Source organism: Zobellella iuensis (assembly GCF_016746085.1).
Lineage (GTDB): Bacteria > Pseudomonadota > Gammaproteobacteria > Enterobacterales > Aeromonadaceae > Oceanimonas > Oceanimonas iuensis.
This window is the reverse complement of the sequence record NZ_JAERTZ010000001.1, coordinates 1-18,722: the sequence shown is the minus strand read 5'-3', so window position 1 is coordinate 18,722 and position 18,722 is coordinate 1. Positions and strand designations below refer to the sequence as shown.

At 62.1% G+C, this 18,722-nt stretch carries 16 protein-coding genes, 1 tRNA gene and 2 rRNA genes; 6 read left to right on the top strand and 13 right to left on the bottom strand.

Annotation, left to right across the window (positions count from 1 at the left end):
- Positions 1–116: 116 nt before the first annotated feature.
- From hemC to JKV55_RS00080, 4 genes are read left to right on the top strand one after another with little or no spacing between them, the layout of a single operon-like run.
- Positions 117–1,046 carry a hydroxymethylbilane synthase gene (gene hemC, locus JKV55_RS00095; protein WP_202081632.1) on the top strand — a complete coding sequence of 310 codons (930 nt, stop codon included), beginning with the start codon at positions 117–119 and terminating at the stop codon, positions 1,044–1,046.
- The gene (locus JKV55_RS00090) at positions 1,043–1,798 is read left to right on the top strand and encodes a uroporphyrinogen-III synthase (protein ID WP_202081630.1); all 756 of its coding nucleotides are present in this window, start codon (positions 1,043–1,045) and stop codon (positions 1,796–1,798) included. The genes hemC and JKV55_RS00090 overlap by 4 nt, the downstream gene beginning before the upstream one ends.
- Before the next feature lie 22 nt (positions 1,799–1,820).
- Positions 1,821–2,891 carry a uroporphyrinogen-III C-methyltransferase gene (locus JKV55_RS00085; RefSeq protein WP_369409603.1) on the top strand — a complete coding sequence of 357 codons (1,071 nt, stop codon included), beginning with the start codon at positions 1,821–1,823 and terminating at the stop codon, positions 2,889–2,891.
- Between the two features lie 10 nt (positions 2,892–2,901).
- Entirely contained in the window at positions 2,902–4,071 is a 1,170-nt protein-coding gene (locus tag JKV55_RS00080; RefSeq protein WP_202081627.1) for a heme biosynthesis HemY N-terminal domain-containing protein, read from the top strand.
- Between the two features lie 275 nt (positions 4,072–4,346).
- Here JKV55_RS00080 and JKV55_RS00075 read toward each other — a convergent pair whose 3' ends face one another.
- The 7 genes from JKV55_RS00075 to ilvG form a co-directional block, all read right to left on the bottom strand.
- A complete protein-coding gene (locus JKV55_RS00075; protein WP_202081625.1) occupies positions 4,347–5,213 on the bottom strand; it encodes an NAD(P)-dependent oxidoreductase in 867 nt (288 codons plus the stop codon).
- On the bottom strand, positions 5,210–6,049 hold the full coding sequence (locus JKV55_RS00070; protein WP_202081623.1) for an urea transporter: 840 nt from the start codon (positions 6,047–6,049) through the stop codon (positions 5,210–5,212). The genes JKV55_RS00075 and JKV55_RS00070 overlap by 4 nt, the downstream gene beginning before the upstream one ends.
- A 294-nt stretch (positions 6,050–6,343) precedes the next feature.
- The gene (gene ilvA / locus JKV55_RS00065) at positions 6,344–7,897 is read right to left on the bottom strand and encodes a threonine ammonia-lyase, biosynthetic (protein WP_202081621.1); all 1,554 of its coding nucleotides are present in this window, start codon (positions 7,895–7,897) and stop codon (positions 6,344–6,346) included.
- A 5-nt stretch (positions 7,898–7,902) separates the two neighbouring features.
- The gene (gene ilvD, locus JKV55_RS00060; protein ID WP_202081619.1) at positions 7,903–9,753 is read right to left on the bottom strand and encodes a dihydroxy-acid dehydratase; all 1,851 of its coding nucleotides are present in this window, start codon (positions 9,751–9,753) and stop codon (positions 7,903–7,905) included.
- A gap of 66 nt (positions 9,754–9,819) precedes the next feature.
- Positions 9,820–10,743, bottom strand: a complete 924-nt coding sequence (locus tag JKV55_RS00055) for a branched-chain amino acid transaminase (protein WP_202081617.1) — start codon at positions 10,741–10,743, stop codon at positions 9,820–9,822.
- An 11-nt stretch (positions 10,744–10,754) separates the two neighbouring features.
- Positions 10,755–11,015 (bottom strand): acetolactate synthase 2 small subunit, encoded by a 261-nt coding sequence (ilvM, locus tag JKV55_RS00050; RefSeq protein WP_202081614.1) that lies wholly within the window; start codon positions 11,013–11,015, stop codon positions 10,755–10,757.
- Positions 11,016–11,017: 2 nt separating this feature from the next.
- Positions 11,018–12,661, bottom strand: coding sequence for an acetolactate synthase 2 catalytic subunit (ilvG, locus tag JKV55_RS00045; protein ID WP_202081612.1), 1,644 nt, complete (start codon positions 12,659–12,661; stop codon positions 11,018–11,020).
- Positions 12,662–13,044: 383 nt separating this feature from the next.
- Here ilvG and JKV55_RS00040 point away from each other — a divergent pair, with 383 nt between their 5' ends.
- Entirely contained in the window at positions 13,045–14,556 is a 1,512-nt protein-coding gene (locus tag JKV55_RS00040) for a YifB family Mg chelatase-like AAA ATPase (protein WP_202081610.1), read from the top strand.
- A 66-nt stretch (positions 14,557–14,622) separates the two neighbouring features.
- Complete coding sequence (locus JKV55_RS00035) at positions 14,623–14,940, top strand: hypothetical protein (protein ID WP_202081608.1); 318 nt, start codon at positions 14,623–14,625, stop codon at positions 14,938–14,940.
- A 44-nt stretch (positions 14,941–14,984) separates the two neighbouring features.
- Here the strand turns inward: JKV55_RS00035 and JKV55_RS00030 are convergent, their stop codons facing one another.
- The 6 genes from JKV55_RS00030 to rrf (JKV55_RS00005) form a co-directional block, all read right to left on the bottom strand.
- Positions 14,985–15,587 (bottom strand): thiol:disulfide interchange protein DsbA/DsbL, encoded by a 603-nt coding sequence (locus tag JKV55_RS00030; protein ID WP_202081786.1) that lies wholly within the window; start codon positions 15,585–15,587, stop codon positions 14,985–14,987.
- 40 nt (positions 15,588–15,627) lie between these two features.
- The gene (locus JKV55_RS00025) at positions 15,628–16,596 is read right to left on the bottom strand and encodes a serine/threonine protein kinase (protein WP_202081606.1); all 969 of its coding nucleotides are present in this window, start codon (positions 16,594–16,596) and stop codon (positions 15,628–15,630) included.
- Between the two features lie 51 nt (positions 16,597–16,647).
- Positions 16,648–18,066, bottom strand: coding sequence for a cytochrome c oxidase accessory protein CcoG (ccoG, locus tag JKV55_RS00020; RefSeq protein ID WP_202081604.1), 1,419 nt, complete (start codon positions 18,064–18,066; stop codon positions 16,648–16,650).
- Positions 18,067–18,395: 329 nt separating this feature from the next.
- A 5S ribosomal RNA gene (rrf, locus tag JKV55_RS00015) occupies positions 18,396–18,510 on the bottom strand.
- Between the two features lie 27 nt (positions 18,511–18,537).
- A tRNA-Thr gene (locus JKV55_RS00010) sits at positions 18,538–18,613 on the bottom strand.
- Between the two features lie 9 nt (positions 18,614–18,622).
- Positions 18,623–18,722: ribosomal RNA gene (rrf, locus tag JKV55_RS00005) — 5S ribosomal RNA — on the bottom strand; the annotation flags it as partial.

The following is an 18,722-nucleotide window of genomic DNA, read 5'->3' as shown; positions in this document are numbered from 1 at the left end:
AACAACATCTATCATGACACATTTTCGCAACATCCTGACTACGCTGCTTTCTTCCCTGAAATACGCCGGCAGGGATGATAATATCGGCGCATTAATGGACAAAGGAAGAGACTCACATGGCAAATCGCATCATCCGCATCGCCACCCGCAAGAGCCTGCTGGCCCTGTGGCAGGCCCATTATGTCAAGGATCGGCTGGAACAGCTGCATCCCGATGTCACCGTCGAGCTGGTGCCGATGACGACCCAGGGTGATGTACTGCTCGATACCCCCCTGTCCAAGATCGGCGGCAAGGGCCTGTTCATCAAGGAGCTGGAACAGGCCATGCTGGATGGCCGGGCCGATATCGCGGTGCACTCGATGAAGGACGTGCCGGTGGAGTTTCCCGAGGGCCTGGGCCTGACCGTGATCTGCGAGCGGGAAGACCCGCGCGACGCCTTTGTCTCCAACCAGTACCAGAGCCTGGACCAGTTGCCCGCCGGTGCCGTGGTCGGCACCGCCAGCCTGCGCCGGGAATGCCAGATCCGCGCCCGGCGACCGGACCTGCAGATCAAGACCCTGCGCGGCAACGTGCAGACCCGGCTGCGCAAGCTGGATGAGGGCGAATACGACGCCATCATCCTCGCCGCCGCCGGTCTCAAACGCTTGGAACTGGACGCTCGTATCGCCTGCCTGCTGAGCCCGGACGAAAGCCTGCCCGCCAACGGCCAGGGGGCCGTGGGCATCGAATGCCGGCTGGACGACCCCGCATTGCTCGCATTGCTCGCCCCCCTGGATCACGCCCCCACCCGCTTGCGGGTGGCGGCGGAGCGGGCCATGAACCAGGGCCTGCAGGGCGGCTGCCAGGTTCCTATCGGGTCCTACGCCGAGCTGGAAGGAGACAAGCTCTGGCTGCGCGGCCTGGTCGGCAAACCCGACGGCAGCCAGATCATCTTCGACGAGATCACCGGCCTGGCCAGCCAGGGTGAAGCCCTGGGCGCCGAGCTGGCCAAGCGGCTGCTGGCCCGGGGCGCCGACAAGATACTGGATGAGGTGTATCGCTCATGAACCCGCTGGTGGTACGCCCCGAGCCCCAGAACCAGGCCCTGTGCCGGGCCCTGGCCGAGGCAGGCCACCGGCCGCTGGCCTGCCCGTTGCTGAGCTTCGGTGACGGCGCCGGGCTGCATGCTCTCCCCGCCCTGTTCGACACCCTGACACACCGGGATTATGTGATAGCGGTCAGCGTACCGGCGGTGACTTTCACCGATAATGCTCTGCGCCGGCGAGGCCTTGCCTGGCCGCCGGCCAACTATGTGGCGGTGGGTGACGCCACCGGCCGGGCGTTGGCCGGGGCCGGCATCACGGGTGCCACCGTGCCCGAAGACCCCCGCTCCGAAGGCATCGTCTCGCTGCCGGGGCTGCAAGCGCTCGACGGCTGCCGGGTGCTGATACTGCGCGGTGACGGCGGTCGCCATATGATTGCGCCGGCCCTGGCGCGACGGGGCGCGCGGGTGGACTACTGCGAAGTCTACCGCCGCCACTACCGGGCCGATCCGGGCGGCAGCCTGGTGAAAAGTTGGCAGAGCGCGGGGGTGGACAGTATTATCGTCACCAGCGGCGGCTTGCTGGCCCATGTTTTCCAACTGGCGACCGCCCACGCAAAGGACTGGCTGCTAAGCCGTTTATTGATTGTGCCCAGCATCCGGGTGGCGGACAGTGCCCGGGAACTGGGATTCACTCAGGTCATCAATGCAGAAGGTGCATCCAACCAGGCGCTGATTGCCGCCCTGGATGAGAGGAAAAGGAATGACAGACAATAATCAAGATAACCAAGAAAAAACCGTGACCAGCAGCGCTGACACCCTGCCCGAGGCCGAGTCAGGCAAGGCCGCGCCGCCCCCGGCGGCCCCTGCCGCCAAAGAGCAGAAATCGTCTTCTTCCGCCAGCATCCTGGCCATTGTTGCCATTATCCTCGCTATCCTGCTGACCGGTGGCCTGTACTGGCACGGTCATAAGCAGGCGGTGGCCCAGGCCGATCAACTGAACCGGCTGCAGGCCGAGCTGGCCCAGCAGCAGTCAGCGCTCCAGGCCGGCAAGGCCGAGCAGGACGCCCGGATCGCCGCCGTTCTCAGCAGCCAGAACAGCACCGCCGAACAGCTCGACGGCCTGTCGCGCAAGGTGCTGGATCTGGACAGCAAGCGCCCCAACGACTGGATGCTGGCGGAAGCCGAGTACCTGGTGCGCATGGCCGGCCGCAAGCTGTGGCTGGAGCAGGACGTGGTGGCCGCCGCCATGATGCTGGCCAACGCCGACGAGCGCCTGGCCGCCCTCAACGATCCCAGCCTGTTGCCCATTCGCCAGGCCCTGGCAGAAGACATCGCCGGCATCAAGTCGGTGCAGAGGGTCGATCGGGAGGGACTGGTGATCAAGCTCAACAGCATCAACGAGCAGGTCGACCGGCTCAAGCTCGCCGGGGTCATCATGGCCCGGGCCGAGGAGCCCGATTTCACCCTGTCCGGCGACATCGGTGACTGGAAGGAAAACCTGAAGAAGAGCTGGGCCAGCTTCAGCGACAACTTCGTGACGGTGCGCCGCCGCGACGGCAACGTCGAGGCCCTGCTGTCGCCCCAGCAGCACTGGTACCTGAGCGAAAACCTCAAGGGCAAGCTGCTGCAGGCCCAGTTGGCGGTCTACCGCGAGCAACAGGAAGTGTACGACAGCGCCCTGGTCCAGTCCCGGCAGTGGCTGCAGGACTATTTTGCCGATGACAGCGTACGCCAGTTTATGCTGGAGCAGATCGACCAGCTCAGCGGCCAGCAGATCGATGTGGACTATCCCGAGCAATTCACCGCCCAGGATCGCCTGCAGCAGTTGCTGGACGACCGGCTGCAACGCCTGCTGACCGGCCGCTAAGGGGGAAACCATGATACGTCTTGCGATTATCGTCGCCATGCTGGTGGCCGGCCTGGTGATAGGACCGGATCTCACCGGCCGCCAGGGTTATGTGCTGGTCGCCGCCGGCAGCTACACCATAGAGACCACGGTCACCATTTTCCTGGTGGCGGCGGTGCTGTTCTACCTGCTGCTGCTGTTCATCGAATGGCTGCTGGGCCGCATCTTCGGCCTGAGCCACCGCACCCGCGGCTGGTTCATGGGCCGCCGTCGCCGCAAGGCGCTGAGCTACACCCAGAGCGGCATGCAGGCGCTGGTAGCGGAAGACTACGCCACCGCCGAGAAAATGCTGGTCAAGGGCACCAAGGGCAACGATCTGGCGCTGCTCAACTACCTGAACGCCGCCACCGCCGCCCAGGCCCAGGGCCTCGACGGCAAGCGCGACGACTACCTGCGCCAGGCTCACGAGCAGAGCCCGGGTGCCGGCCTGGCGGTGGGCATTACCCAGGCCCGGCTGCAATACCAGCAGGGCCAGTACGAACAGGCCCTGGCCGGGGTGCAACAACTGGAAAAGGACTACGGCAACCAGCCGGCCATTCTCAAGCTGCAGAAGGACGTCTACCTGGCCACCGGTGAATGGCAGCGGTTGCTGGCCACCCTGGATGCCCTGAGCAGCCACGGCCTGATCGACGCCGAGGACAAGCAGGCGCTGCAGCAGCAGGCCTACACCGGCTGGCTCGACAGCACCGCCCGGGCCGACGGCAGCGAGGGCCTGATCAAGCTGTGGCAGGAGTTACCGCGCAAGGACAAATACCGGGCCGACCTGCTGGCGCCCCTGTGCGACCGGCTGATCGGGCTCAAGGCCTACAAGGAAGCCCAGCAGCTGCTGCTGGAGGGGCTCGACAAACAGACGGATCCCCGGCTGCTGGCCTGCCTGACCCGGCTGCAACTGGGCGACTACCACCCGCTGCTCAGCACCCTGGAGAAAAAGGCGAAGAAGGAAAGCCTGCCCGAGCTGCACTCCGCCCTGGGCCAGCTGTACCTGAAGGACGGCAAACCCGAGCAGGCCGAAGAGCAGCTGCAACAGGCGGTGGCGCTCAAGCCCAGCGCCCGGGATTATGTGCTGCTGGCCGGCCTGGCGGAAAAGCGCAAGGATCTGGCCAAGGCCAACGACTACTACCGCCACAGCCTGGCGCTGTAAGCCGGCAGCCGGCCTGAACCAGAAAGGGAGCCACCGCGGCTCCCTTTATTGTTTGTCCCTCCGACAGCAAGGCTCGGACAGGCCACACCCATGCCGGAGCAGACGGACAAAGGGAGCGGCTCCGCCGACCGTCACATGCCAAGGACGGCATGTGCGAGCTTACATGGATGTATTCATAGCGTGTCGGCGGAGTTGGCCCTTTGGCCGACTCATATCAGTGAACCAGAGGACTTTGTCATCAAGCTGAAAGGGAGCCACTGCGGCTCCCTTTTTAATTACCGCTTGTACAGCTTGATCAGGGTGGCGGGATCCCGCTCCAGGTAGCCCAGGCTGCCATGCTGGCGCATCAGTTGGGCGGCCAGCCCCGACATGGGGGTGGCGCTGCCGGCGCGCTGGCTCTGGGCCACCGCCATGTCCAGATCCTTAAGCAGGGTGCGCACATGCCACAGGGGATCCGGATCCGACTCCGCCGCCATCAGCGGGCCGGTGAGCTGCATCGGCCTGGAGTCGGCGAAGCCGCCGGCCAGGGCCTCGGGGATCCTGTCCGCCGCCACCCCGCAGGCCTTGGCCAGGGCCATCATCTCCGCCAGCACCATCAGGTTGCACCCCACTATCATCTGGTTGCACACCTTGGTGACCTGGCCGGCCCCGACCGGCCCCATATGGGTGACCCGCTGAGACAAGGGCGCGAGCACCGGGCGAATGCGCGCTATGTCCGCCGCCTCGCCGCCGCACATGATGGCCAGGGTGCCGGCCTCGGCCCCGGCCACGCCGCCGGATACAGGCGAGTCCACCCAACCCATGCCACAGGCGGCCTGCAGCCGGGCGGCAAAAGCCCGGGTCGCTTCCGGATCCGAACTGGAAAAATCCACCAGCAGCTGGCCGGCCCGGCCATGGCCGACCACGCCGCCGGCGCCGAACACCACCTCTTCCACCACGGCGGTGTTGGCCAGGCACAGCAGTACCAGATCCACCTGCTCCACCAGCTCGGCGATACTGGCCGCTTCAATGGCACCGGCCCCCTTCACCACCGCCAGCTTGTCGGGGCTGCGGTTCCACACCCGCACCTCGAAACCCGCCTGCAACAGCCGTTGCGTCATGGGCTGACCCATCAGCCCGATACCGATAAATCCCAGTTTCATGTTTTCTCCCTGTCGCGAATGCGTTTGTTCCCCTGATAGCAGATCCCGTGGCGCAATGCCAGGCAAAGCCAGCAGCTCAGCACGAAGGGCAGGGTCAGCATCGGCAGCCCCAGCCGCAGCATCAGGCCGCTCATCAGCCCGGCGGCAACGATGCCTGCCAGTACCCAGGCCACCGGCAGCCGGTGCCAGTACAGGCCGATGGCAACCAGCACCCCGTTGTAACCGGCCAGGCCGAAGGTAATGACATCGGTACCGACGCCCAGGCCCCAGGCGACCAGGCTGGCCAGTGCGCCGCCGATCACCGCCCAGGCCAGCAGGCCGGCCCCCGCCAGCAAGAGGGCGGCGCAGATCAGCAGGGCCGACAGGCTGTCGGGCAGGAACACCACCTGGCCCACCGCCGACAGCGCGAACTGGTGCCCCTCGGGCACCTCGATCAGCCGGCTGCCGTACAGATAGAGGGCCGGCAGCACCAGCAGGTTGAAGGGCAGCGTATACCAGGGAATGCCGGCCAGCCGGCGCAGCCCGGCATAGATGGCGGCGCTCAGGGCGCCGCCCAGGATCGCCAGCGCCAGCCAGGCCGGGCCGGGCGGTGCGAACAGGCCGATGGCCAACCCCACCAGGGCGGCGTTGAAGCCGAACAGGCCGTCCCGCCAGGCCGCCGGCTCCCAGCCCCGCCAGCGGGCCAGCAGGGTAGCCGCCGCCACCGCCAGCAGCATCAGCAGCGCCATCCAGGGCGAGACCCAGGCCACCGCCAGCAGCATCAGCAGGCCGGCCAGGTGGTGATTCACAAAATAGATCTGGCTGATACCGGCCAGCATCGCGGACAACAGCGCCATCGAGGACACTCCTGCACAGGAAAAGGAAACGGCGAGAATTAGAGCAGGAGGACCGACATTGATCAATACATTATTGTGAACAATGTTGCAGGTGGGTTAAGTGGCTAAAAAGCAGGGTTAATAACTATATCCAGAAACAGGCAATCCCTGCCTCTAAAAAGAGGCCAAAGGGAGCCGCTCCGCCGACCGTGACATGCCAGGGATGGCATGTCCGAGCCCACATGGATGTGTTTATGGCGTGTCGGAGGAACGGTCCCTTTGGCCGACTTCATAAAAGCCGGCAGACAAAGCTCGTTAATGCGCCAGGAAAAACCGGTAGGCGGGATCCTGGGTGACGTCGTACCAGGTGTAGCCGAGTTCCGCCAGGTGGCTCTCGAACGAGGCCAGATCCGCGTCGGGCAGTTCGAAGGCGCAGAGCACCCGGCCGTATTCGGCGCCGTGGTTGCGGTAGTGGAACAGGCTGATGTTCCAGTGGGTACCCAGGGTACGCAGGAAGCGCATCAGCGCGCCCGGCTGCTCCGGGAACTTGAAGCTGTACAACCGCTCCTGCAACGGCTTGGGCGGCCTGCCGCCGACCATGTAACGCACATGGGACTTGGCCAGATCGTTGTCGGTCATGTTGGCCACCGGGTACCCGGCCTGCTCCAGCTCCACCATGATCTGTGCCAGCTCCCGATCGCCGTCGGACAGCCGCACCGACACCAGCAGCGCCGCCTTCTCTTCCGAGGAATAACGGTAGTTGAACTCGGTCACCATGCGGTTGCCCAGTACCTCGCAGAACTCCAGGAAGGCCCCCTTGCGCTCCGGTATGGTCACCGCCAGCACCCCTTCCCGCTTCTCGCCCAGCTCGCAGCGCTCGGAGACGTAACGCAGGGAATGGAAGTTGACGTTGGCCCCGCTGAGGATGGCCGCCATGCGGGCGTGGGCATAGTCCCCGGCCTGGCTGTACTTCTTCAGCCCGGCCAGCGACAAGGCCCCCGACGGCTCGGCGATGGCCCTGGTGTCTTCGAAAATGTCCTTGAGGGCGGCGCAAATCTCATCGGAGCTGACGGTCACCACCCCATCCAGGTATTCCTGGCACAGGCGGAAGGTTTCGGTGCCCATGCGCTTCACCGCCACCCCGTCGGCGAACATGCTGACCCGGTCGAGGCTCACGATCTCACCGGCCTTGAGCGCCGCCTTGAGGCAGGCGGAGCCCTCGGCTTCGACCCCGATCACCTTGACCTGGGGCAGCAGCTGCTTGATGTACACCGCCACCCCGGCGGCCAGGCCGCCACCGCCCACCGGCACGAACACATGGGTCAGGCGGGTATCCTGCTCCAGCAGTTCGCGGCCTATGGTGCCCTGGCCGGCGATCACGTCCTCGTCGTCGAAGGGCGGGATCAGGGTCAGGCCCCGGGCCTGGGCCAGTTCCAGGCAGTGGGCATAGGCCTCGTCGAAGTTGTTGCCGTGCAGCACCACCTGGCCACCGAGCCGGCGCACCGACTCCACCTTGATGTCGGGGGTCACCACCGGCATCACTATGGTGGCGTCGATACCCAGCTTGGCGGCAGACAGGGCCACCCCCTGGGCATGGTTGCCGGCGGAGGCGGCGATCACCCCCTGCTGCTGCAGTTCTGGGCTAAGCTGGGCAATCTTGTTGTAGGCACCCCGCAGCTTGAAAGAGTGCACCGGCTGCATGTCTTCCCGCTTGAGCGAGACATGGTGCCCCAGCCGCTCGGAAATTTTCTTGAGCGGCGACAGCGGCGTCACCCGCGCCGCCTCGTACACCGGCGACAGCAGTATCCTGCGCAGGTATTCGGCCGCCGAACGGGGAACGGCGGCGTCTTTCAATGCCGGTTGTGCCATCTTCCTCAACCTCCCAGCTTGCTGCGATCGCGCACCGCGCCCTTGTCGGCGCTGGTGGCCAGGGAGGCGTAGGCGCGCAGGGCGAAAGACACTTCCCGCTCGCGGTCGACCGGGCGCCAGCCCTGCTCGCCCTTGGCGTCCATGGCGGCACGGCGGACGGCCAGCTCGGCTTCCGGCACATCCAGCACTATGCTGCGCCCCGGAATGTCGATGTCGATGATGTCACCGTCCTGCACCAGACCTATGGTGCCACCGTTGGCCGCCTCGGGCGATACGTGGCCGATGGACAGGCCGGAAGTGCCGCCGGAGAAGCGACCGTCGGTGATCAGGGCGCACTTGGTGCCCAGGCCCATGGACTTGAGGTAGGTGGTGGGGTAGAGCATTTCCTGCATGCCGGGGCCGCCCTTGGGACCCTCGTAGCGGATCACCACCACCTCGCCGGCCTTGACCTCGCCGCCGAGGATACCGGCCACGGCGGTGTCCTGGCTCTCAAAGACCCGGGCCGGGCCACGGAAGGTCAGGTTGTCGTCGGCCACGCCGGCGGTCTTGACGATACAGCCGTCCAGGGCCAGGTTGCCGGCCAGCACCGCCAGGCCGCCTTCCTGACTGTAGGCGTGATCGATGCTGCGGATGCAGCCCTCGGCCCGGTCGTCATCCAGGGTCGGCCAGCGGCAGTCCTGGCTGAACGCCCTGGTGGTGCGGATCCCGGCCGGGCCGGCCCGGAACATGGTTTTCACCGCCTCGTCGGGAGTCACCATGATGTCGTAACGGGCCAGCTGGTCGGCCAGGGTCATGCCCAGCACCGTCGGTACTTCGGTCTTCAGCAGGCCGGCCCGGGCCAGCTCGGCCAGTATGCCCATGACGCCACCGGCCCGGTGCACGTCTTCCATATGGTATTTCTGGGTGGACGGCGCCACCTTGCACAGCTGGGGCACCTGGCGCGACAGCCGGTCGATATCGTCCATGGTGAAGTCCACGTCCGCTTCCTGGGCCGCGGCCAGCAGGTGCAGTACCGTATTGGTGGAGCCGCCCATGGCGATGTCCAGCACCATGGCGTTCTCGAATGCCGCCTTGGTGGCGATGTTGCGCGGCAGGGCCGAGGCGTCTTCCTGCTCGTAGTAGCGCTTGGTCAGCTCGACGATGCGGTGGCCGGCGGTCTTGAACAGCTGCTCCCGATCGGCGTGGGTCGCCAGCAGGGAACCGTTGCCGGGCTGGGACAAGCCCAGGGCCTCGGTCAGGCAGTTCATGGAGTTGGCGGTGAACATGCCGGAGCAGGAGCCGCAGGTGGGGCAGGCACTGCGCTCGATCTGCTCGCTCTGTTCATCGGACACCGTGGGATCGGCGCCCTGGATCATGGCATCCACCAGATCCAGCTTGATGATCTGGTCGGACAGCTTGGTCTTGCCCGCTTCCATCGGGCCGCCGGAAACGAAGATCACCGGGATGTTGAGGCGCAGGGCTGCCATCAGCATGCCGGGGGTGATTTTGTCGCAGTTGGAGATACAGACCATGGCATCGGCGCAGTGGGCGTTGACCATGTACTCCACCGAATCGGCGATCAGCTCCCGGCTGGGCAGGCTGTAGAGCATGCCGCCGTGGCCCATGGCGATGCCGTCGTCCACCGCTATGGTGTTGAACTCCTTGGCCACCCCACCGGCGGCCTCGATTTCCCGGGCGACCAGTTGCCCCAGGTCCTTGAGGTGCACATGGCCGGGCACGAACTGGGTGAAGGAGTTGACCACGGCGATGATCGGCTTGCCGAAGTCCTCTTCGGTCATGCCGGTGGCGCGCCACAGGGCGCGGGCGCCGGCCATGTTGCGGCCGTGGGTGGTGGTGGCTGAACGATACCTTGGCATTGCTTTCACTCCTGAAATTACGTGAGAAAATCAGGGACGCCCGCGGCGTCCCTTCTCCATCTGTGCTTAATCTTTTACCGGGGTGAGCCAGCCCCATTTGTCCCGGGTGCTGCCGTCGAACAGGCCGAAGAAAGCTTGCTGCAGCTCGGCGGTCACCGGGCCGCGTTTGCCCTCGCCCAGGGTGATGCCGTCCACGCTGCGTACCGGGGTCACCTCGGCGGCGGTACCTGTCATGAACATCTCGTCGGCCAGGTACAGGGCCTCGCGGGCGATGGCCTCTTCCCGCACCTGGTAGCCGGCCTCGCGGGCCAGGGTCATCAGGGTATCGCGGGTGATGCCGGGCAGGATACAGGCGGTGACCGGCGGGGTATACAGCACCTTGTTCTTGATCAGGAACAGGTTCTCGCCGGCGCCTTCGCTCAGGTGGCCGTGCACGTCCAGGGAAATGCCCTCGGAATAGCCATGGCGCTTGGCCTCACCGGAAATCAGCTGGGAAGACAGATAGTTGCCGCCGGCCTTGGCGCCGGTGGGCATGGTGTTGGGCGCCAGCCGGTTCCAGGAGGTCACGCACACGTCCACCCCGTTTTCCAGCCCTTCTTCGCCCAGGTAGGCGCCCCAGGGAATGGCGGCGATGATCACCTCGCAGGGCACGTCCCTGGGGGCATTCAGCCCCATGCCGACATTGCCGATAAACACCAGCGGCCGCAGGTAGGCGCTGTCCAGCTCATTCTTGGCTACCGCCTCCCGACAGGCATCCATCAACGCAGCCTTGGTGTAGGGGATGTTCATCCGGTAGATCTTGGCGGAATCGAACAGCCGTTGCACGTGCTCCTCCAGGCGGAAGATAGCTGGCCCTGCGGGAGTATTGTAGGCCCGGATGCCTTCGAATACCGAAGAGCCGTAATGCAGGGCGTGGCTCATCACATGCACCTGGGCCTTGTCCCAGGGCACCATATCTCCATTGAACCAGATGTAGTTGGCGGTAGACATTATTATGTTCCTCAAGCCGTTTTTCTGAGTCGTTGTTCCATTGACCGCGCTTCGACGCGGGTGACGTCCATCAGTTTTTCAAGCTGGCGGCTTAACAACTGGATAGGCCTTTCGCCACTGACAGTAACCCTAATATTAACGCTTTGACAATCGGCCGAGGTGGACATTTCCATGTCATCCACCCGGAACCCGCGGTGGCGGGTCACCCTCAATACCCGCTCGAGCACTTCTGGGCGGAACTGGGTTTCAATGTGCAAATTATGCTGGTTCATGCTTATCTCTCCATCATCTGGTCATTGGCGACGCCCGGCGGCACCAAGGGCCAGACGTTTTCTTCCTCTGAAATACGGACGTGCAGCAAGTAGGCGGACTCGGCGGCCAGCATGCGCTGGATGGCCGGCTCGACTTCTTCCTTGCGGGTAATGGTTTCACCGGGAATATCGAAAGCGGCGGCCATGGCCACGAAATCCGGGTTGTCGGTGAGGATGGTTTCGCTGTAACGGCCGTCGAAGAACAGCTCCTGCCACTGGCGCACCATGCCGAGGCGCTGGTTGTCGAGCAGTACCATCTTCACCGGCAACTGGGCCCGCTTGAGGGTACCCAGCTCCTGCACGTTCATCATGAAGGAGCCGTCGCCGGACACCAGCACCGAAGTGTGCTCCGGCCTGGCCAACTTGGCGCCGATGGCGGCGGGCAGGCCGAAGCCCATGGTGCCCAGCCCGGCGCTGCTCAGGTGATTGCGCGGGCTGGTAAAGCGCATGTGCTGGGCCACCCACATCTGGTGCTGGCCCACGTCGCAGCTGACCATGGCATTGTCGTCCAGCGCCTCGCTCAGTTGCTTGAGCATCAGCGGCGCGTAGATGGCCTCGCCCGGGTGATCATAGCGCCAGCCGTGTTCGGCCTTGAGCCGCCGGCACCGGTCACGCCAGCCATCGATGTCCAGCTCGCCCCGGCCCAGCAGGGGCAACACTTGCTGCAACTCGGCATCCATACCCACATGGGCGTGGCGCACCTTGCCGAATTCGGCGGCGTCCTTGTCCAGGTGGATCACCTTGGCGTTGACGGCAAAGGCGTCCAGTTTGCCGGTGACCCTGTCGTCGAAACGGGCGCCGACCACAATCAGCAGATCACTCTGCTGAACAGCCAAATTGGCAGCTTTTGTGCCGTGCATGCCGAGCATGCCCAAAAACAGTTCATCGTCTGGATCCAGGGTGCCGATACCCTTCAGCGTGGTTACCGTCGGCAGCCGGCAGACTCGGGCAAAAGCACGTAATTCTGCCTCGGCGCCGGCCATGCCGACCCCGCCGCCCACGTAGAGCACCGGCTTGCTGGCCGCGGCCAGCAGGGCCCTGGCCTGCGCCAGCGCTTCCTGATCCAGGGCATTGGTTTCAGCCTCAACCGGAGTCGTATATTTAGTTTCAACCAGCGCCACCTGGATATTTTTGGGCACATCAATCAAGACCGGGCCGGGTCGGCCCGAACGGGCTATTTCGAAAGCTTCGGCGATGATAGCGCCAAGATCCTCGACGTTTTCCACCAGATAGGAATGCTTGGTGCAGGACAGGGACATGCCCAGCACGTCCACTTCCTGAAAAGCATCGGTGCCGATCGCCGCCATGGGCACCTGGCCGGTGATGGCCACCACGGGAATGGAATCAAGCATGGCGTCGGCCAGACCGGTGATCAGGTTGGTGGCACCGGGGCCCGAGGTGGCCATGCACACCCCTACCTGACCACTGGCTCTGGCATAGCCCACCGCCGCCAGGGCGGCCGCCTGCTCATGACGACACAGCAGGTGCTCGACTCCGCCGTCGTAGAGGGCATCGTAGAGCGGCATGATGGCGCCGCCGGGATAACCGAATATCTGGGTTACCCCCTGTTGTTTTAATGCCTGAACAATGTACTGTGCGCCATTCATCTTCGTTGCTGTCCCTGTTTTGCTACCAAAGCCGGTTTAAAAAAAAACCCCCGAGCGGTTGGCTCGGGGGTTTTGCGTTGTTGTCTGCCGGTTGTTCTACTTTTCGTCAGACCACAGCGCCCCGAGCGGTGATTTAATAATCACCACTAGGACCACGATAATGCTGACGAAACGTACGAACAGATTCATATACCGACCATAAAAATTAGGGGGGGATTCGGAACGTCCGACCCAACTGCCCTATAGAACTAGCATGATGACCTACACTAGACAAGACTTTCTTGTTCACAAAATCAAATAAAGGGCGATTTAGGGTTGAAAAAAGGTGGAACTAAAAACCAATAAAAACGATTTTACTGAAATATAATATTAGGGAGACCGGGATGTCACTCGCCGTTGTTTTTGCTCGCGCCAGCCTGGGCGTTACCGCGCCACTGGTCACCGTTGAGGCCCACCTGGCCAACGGCCTGCCGGCATTCAATATCGTCGGTTTGCCGGAAACCACCGTCAAGGAAGCCCGCGATCGGGTGCGCAGCGCCCTGCTCAACTCGGGTTTCGAGTTCCCCGCCAAACGCATCACCGTCAACCTGGCCCCTGCCGACCTGCCCAAGGAGGGGGGGCGCTTCGATCTGCCCATCGCCATTGCCATTCTGGCCGCCTCAGGGCAGCTCCCCTTGGTCATGCTGGAGCAGCTGGAGTTCCTGGGGGAACTGGCCCTCACCGGCGCGCTGCGTCCCATCAGGGGAGCGTTGCCGGCCGTACTGGCGGCCCGTGACAGCAGGCGACAACTGGTGCTGCCCAGCGACAACGGCAGCGAAGCCGGCGTCATCCTCCCCAGCCCCGCCCGACTCGCCCCCCATCTACTGGCCATTACCGCCTGGTTACAGCAACAGGGAGACTTGGCCGCCCCCGAGCCGGTCATCCCGGATCACAAGAGCGATGCAGCAGATCTCAGCGATGTGATCGGACAGGAAAGCGGTAAGCGGGCGCTGGAGATCAGCGCGGCCGGAGAGCACAATCTGCTGCTGCTCGGGCCACCGGGAACCGGCAAGAGCATGCTGGCCAGTCGTTTGCCCGGGCTATTGCCCCCCATGACGGAAGAAGAAGCACTGGAAGCCGCCACTGTCCGCTCCATCAGCGGTATGGGACTGGATCCCGAGCGCTGGCTGCTACGGGCCTTTCGGCAGCCTCATCACTCGGCATCTGCCGTTGCCCTGGTGGGCGGTGGCAGCTATCCCAAGCCGGGAGAAATATCCCTGGCCCATAACGGCGTGCTGTTTCTCGATGAAATGACCGAGTTCGAGCGGCGGGTGCTGGATGCCCTGCGCGAGCCGCTGGAAACCGGCTCCGTGTCCATTTCCCGCGCCGCCCACAGGGTCACTTTTCCCGCCCGCTTCCAGCTGATCGGGGCCATGAATCCGAGTCCCTGCGGACATTATGAAGACGGCCGCAGTCGCAGTTCTTCCGAACAGATACTGCGCTATTTAAGCAAAATTTCCGGCCCCTTCCTCGATCGCTTCGATCTGTCGGTAGAAATCCCGCTGCTGCCGCCCGGTGAGCTCAGCCGCCCGCGTCCCCCCGTGGAAAGCTCGGAACAAGTACGTGATCGAGTGCTGGCGGCCCGGACCCGGCAGCTGGCGCGGGCAGGCAAGACCAATGCCCGGCTCGGTGCCGCCGAACTGGAACGCTATTGCCCGCTCAGCCGGGCAGACGCCCTCTTTCTGGAACAGGCGCTGCACCGGATGAAATTGTCGATCCGGGCCTGGCATAAGTTGATCAGGGTAGCCCGCACCATTGCCGATCTGGCCGGAGAGCCGGCCATTGCCCGGCCCCACCTGATAGAGGCACTGGGCTACAGAGCCATGGACAGGCTGTTGCACCGGCTGCAGGAATAAGGGCTGCAAAAACGGAAAAACTGCTCTACCTTAAGGAAACGCTCACTGTTTGACAGGGAAATCAATATGAAGAGTGCCAAGGAGTTCGCCGGTTGGCTGCATGAACGCTTCAGGGAAGTAAAGTCCGGGGTCTATCTCACCAAGAGCGATATCGCCACCCTGTCCGGACGGCAACGTTTCACCCACGAATTTATCACGGACATTCATTACGAACTGGCGCTGCAGGGAATGGGCTTTGTCACCGATACCCACAGGGAGAAATTCTACCTGTTTCATCTGCCTACCGAACATTGGCAGACTCAGAGCGGCCATTATCAGGAGCCGGTATCCAACATACATCTCATACCGCCGGCCAAGCGTAACGCCCCCACCCCCAGTAACTGAAAAGGGCCAGCCCACGAGGCTGGCCCCAGGGCCGGAAGCCGGAGTCAGTCAGCCGTCAGCAGGTATTCCACCACCCGGTAAAACCTGTCTTCTGAGCCAATCTCACTCATATTGAGTTGATACTTTCCCTTGACGACGATGGTCGGGGTGCCGCGTACATTAAAGTTTTCGGTCGCCCGGTCGTACTGGGCAACCATGCCGTTCAGGGCAAAGCTGTTTATCACCCCGTCGAAGGCTTTTTGCTCGACGCCCTGCGCGACAAAAATTGCCCTGATATCATCCAGGGTGTTGGGCATTTTCTTCTGCCGATGGATCTGATCGAAGATAGCCGGTGTCAGTTTATCCTCAACCTCGAGCAGAACAGCCGCGCCATAGGCCCGCTGCAACACTGGCCCCATTTCCCGTCCCAGGAAGGAAACCGGTACTTTCTTGAGCTGCGCCTCGGGTACCCGCTCGGACAACTGGTTCATCAGCGGTTGAAAGCTGTAGCAATGGGGGCAGACATAAGAGAAAAATTCGGTGACTTCCGGCTTGCTGCTGGCCGTTTCCTTCACCACCGTATACTCCACCCCCTCCTTGAATTCGGGCGCGGCATGGGCCAGCGGCGCCAGCAACAGGGTCAACAAGGCAAAGACTAACTTTTTCATACTCAATCCTATTCAGTAAAGGCTGCTTCAAGTTAAGTAATCAGTTCCAGGACGTCAAGGACAATGGCGGCGCTTCCAGGCTCTGCAGCTGCTCGGTCAGCACCTTGATTTGTTGCTGCCAGTAATCCTCGGTGTTAAACCAGGGGAAGTTGGCGGGAAAGGCAGGATCGGACCAGCGCGCCGCCAGCCAGGCCATGTAGTTGACCATGCGCATGGCCCGCAGTGGTTCAATCAGGGCCAGCTCGGCCGCATCGAACTCCCGCACCGTTTCATAGCCGGCCAGCAGGGTGTCCAACTGCACTAGTTGCTCCTGCCGGCTGCCACTGAGCATCATCCACAGATCCTGAACCGCAGGCCCCCGGCGGCAATCATCGAAATCAAGCAACCAGGGACCGTCGCGCCACAAGATGTTGCTGGCATGGCAGTCACAATGCAGCGTCAGCTGTTTCCTGGGGCGATACAGCTCCGTGGCTCGCTCGGCAACGCGCTTGAGCAAGGGAAAAAACTCTCCCTTCAGCCGCACCGGCATCTCGGCCTGCAGCTCCAAAACCTCACAGGCTCGCCGCAGATAGTCATCGGTGGAAAGTTGCGGCCTGTACTTGAGCTCGCTACGCGCTCCCACCAGATGCAGCCGGGCCAGTTGCTCTCCCAACGCCTCCAGCTGCTCGAGATTATCAGCCTCGAACTGGCGGCCTGACACTGCCGGCCATACCGCGAACAGTATCCCCTCGTACTCGCAGAGCGTGCCAGATTCATGCTGCAGCGGTACCGCGACCCTCACCCCGGCCTCTGCCAGGGCCAGTAGAAAATCATGTTCTTCCTGTATCTGCTCCCGGCTCCAGCGCTGAGGACGATAGAACTTGACCACCAGGGCACCCTGCTCGTCATTTTTGAAACGATAGACCCTATTTTCATAACTGTTCAGTGCCATCAAGCCCGAATCGACATAAACGCCGACACTGGCAAGCGCATCGGTGATCACATCCGGGGTCAGTTGGTAATAATTCATATCACTCCAATAGTATAAGGCCGCGGTATTTATCCGCGGCCTGAGTATAGCTTAGCGAGCGCTGAAAAATTTACTCTCGGTATGGAGGAGGGCCTTGCCATCGCTCGGGTCTACCCCCTTGCGACTGAGTACAAAGGTTATGTCCTTGACCGGGGACGAAAGCAGGTAGGGATCCGCAGATAAGCTAATCGGCAGGCTCAGCACCTCGCCCGCTTTCAGCGTTACTTCGCTCGGGCCAATCCATTCGACCTCTGCCATGCCTTCCACTGCCAGCAGATAGGTTTCTTCCGCCAGTGTCTTGTTCAGGATCTTCAGGGTATAAGTATTCTCCACCATGCCTTCATTGGTTTCCCGATAGAGCTGGTTGCGATCACGGATAACCTCTATGCCCATCGGCATAATGCTGGATGCCATGTACGCAAAGGCGGCCAGCATCGCCACCATGACGATGCCGTAGCCGATCAGCTTGGGTCGTGCCACATGGGTCTCCTTGTGGCGCAGCTTGTGTTCGGTGGTGTAGCTGATCAGGCCCTTGGGATACCCCATCCGCTCCATCGTCTGATCACAGGCATCGACACAGGCGCCGCAGTTAATACATTCATATTGCAGACCGTCACGAATATCGATGCCGGCCGGGCACACTTGCACGCACAGGTCGCAGTCGATACAGTCACCCAGTCCCAACTGTTTGGGATCGGCCTTGCGGGAACGGGGTCCTCGCTGCTCACCCCGCTCTACATCGTAACTGACGGTATAGGTATCCTTGTCAAACATCGCCGACTGGAAACGGGAATAAGGACACATATGAGTACACATTATGGTGCGCATCCACCCCGCGTTACCATAAGTACAGAAGGCAAAGAACAGCACCCAGAAACCGACCCAGAAGCTGGTTGAGAAGGTCAGCAGCCCCATCGCCAACTCTTCTACCGGCACAAAATAAGCGATAAAGGTAAAACCGGTGAACAACGAAATAGCCAGCCAGGCGGTATGCTTGGCCCCTTTTCTCCATATCTTGTTGAAATTGAAAGGCGATTTATCCAACTGCTTACGTTTATTGGCACTGCCTTCAAATTTTTCTTCAAACCAGATAAACAGGAAAGTCCACACCGTCTGCGGGCAGAGGTAACCACACCACACCCGCCCCAGGAAGGTGGTGATAAAGAAAAGTCCAAATGCGGCCACCATCAGCAAAAGGGCCAGCAAGGTCAGATCCTGAGGCCAGATGGTGGTGGCGAAGATATGAAAGCGCTGATGCTCCACATCCAGCAGTATCGCTTGCCGGCCATCCCAACTCAGCCAGGGACCAACCACAAACAGCAGCATGAAAAACCAGCCCATCAGCTTGCGCAACCGCTGCCATTGGCCCTTTTGTGAACGTACATAGATATGGCCTTCATCCGTCGGCCGATGGGAAGGTACCGCCCCGGTGACGTCTCTGATGTCGATCTGCTTGTTTTTGTCGTTCATTATGCTCACATTGTTAATCTGACTGACCGCGACCGCATTATCTAGCAGACAAGATGTAACCTCTTGTTAACTTGCAGATAAAATACGAGTTATGCCGCATTTTGCAGCAAAAACTAATATAAAAAGGTGATCGGTATCACCTTTTATCGAGTCGACGTCAGTTCCCTCCATCCAGAGCCTCATGATAGGGCATAGGGTTCAGCAAGCACCATGACAGCGATCAGCTAATGGTGGAAAGAGAGCACATGACCGACCAAGTGCGAACCGCACGTAGGCCAAGAGGGAGAAACGAAAAAGCCCCGCTGTTTCAGCGGGGCTTGGGGATAGGTGTTTGACTGTGACCTACTTTCACATGGCAGCTGCCACACTATCATCGGCGCGGGTGCGTTTCACTTCTGAGTTCGGCATGGGATCAGGTGGTACCACAACGCTATGGCAGTCAAACAAAACTTGCTACATCTAATTGTAATATGGTGCTGATACCCGGATTCGAACTGGGGACCTCACCCTTACCAAGGGTGCGCTCTACCGACTGAGCTATATCAGCAAATTGGGTGCCTGGCAGTGACCTACTTTCACATGGCAGCTGCCACACTATCATCGGCGCGGGTGCGTTTCACTTCTGAGTTCGGCATGGGGTCAGGTGGGACCACAAC